Source organism: Stenotrophomonas sp. 05L44_2, assembly GCF_056665995.1.
Map to the genome: position 1 here is coordinate 1 of NZ_JBFTNR010001018.1, position 1039 is coordinate 1039.

Here is a 1039-nt window from a genome sequence, read left to right on the forward strand (position 1 = left end):
GCGGCATGCCGCTGCCGGCCTGCCCGGCCAGGGTCGGCACCTGCTCTTTCACCTTCGCGGCGACGGCAGCGGCCACTGCGTCGGCGGCCGGCTGGGTCCAGTGCTGATCGCTGCGATAGAACACCTCCTGGCCGCCCTGCTTGACCTGCCGCATCGCCTGCAACGCATCGACAGCCGGCACGTGCGCATTGACCAACCCCTCCAGTTCCAACGCATAGCGGCCACGCACCGCATCGCCCAGCCGCTTGCCGTCGGGCAGCTTGTCTTCATAGAACAGGGCCTTGTCCGGCAGCACCAGCACCTGCAGCTTGACCCCGGCGGCGGCCAGCGTGCGCTGCGCCTCGGCGATCAGCGCCGTGTTGCGGGCGACGGCGGCACTATCGACCTCGGTCAGGCTGCCCCAGGCCGGGAACAGCCAGCCATCCTTGCCGGTCAGCACGATGGACGAGTCTTGATTGGCCGCGGCAACGGGCGCGGCAGGTGCCTGCGCCTGCAGGGGACCGGCAGCGGCCAGCGCGCACACGGCGGCCAGCAGCAGCAAGCGCGGTCTACGTGCGGACGGTACGCGGAGCGTTGCAGAGAAAACTGATTTCATCGGCAGATCCTTCRTGCAGCATCAGTAGTAAAGGGTGGCAGTGGCGAACAGTCCCTTGGCCCGCTGGGTATCGCCGCCGCCGATGGCGAAGCGGTAGGACACCGACAGGTCCAGGTAGGAGCGCGCCGCGTTGTAGTGATCTTCGCGGAACCAGTAACGGACGCCGACGCCAGGACCGGCCCCGAGCGACCAGCTGCGCTGGGTGTCGGACAGGTTGAACGACTGCGGCCCGATGCCGGGATAGTCGATGCCGCGCACCCGCGAGCGCTGATCSTGCCAGTCCGCACCCAGCACCAGGTACGGGGTGACCAGCCAACGGGTCTGGTCGGCACCGAAGCGATAGTTGCGCCCGGCGCGAAGTTCGGCTGCGGCAAAGGCCTGCTGGCGACGCAGGCGGCCGTTGGATTCGCTTACGCGCTGGGACGGGGCGCCGTTGGCATCGAG

General features: G+C 68.8%; 2 protein-coding genes. Both read right to left on the minus strand.

Translation table 11 applies throughout. The features are described 5' to 3' along the window. Positions 1-595: alginate O-acetyltransferase AlgX-related protein (locus AC1VAN_RS22785; RefSeq protein WP_480986860.1), on the minus strand; the 595-nt coding region annotated here is incomplete at its 3' end. 21 nt (positions 596-616) lie between these two features. Beyond that, on the minus strand, positions 617-1039 hold a 423-nt coding region (locus AC1VAN_RS22790; protein WP_480986861.1), incomplete at its 5' end, for an NfrA family protein.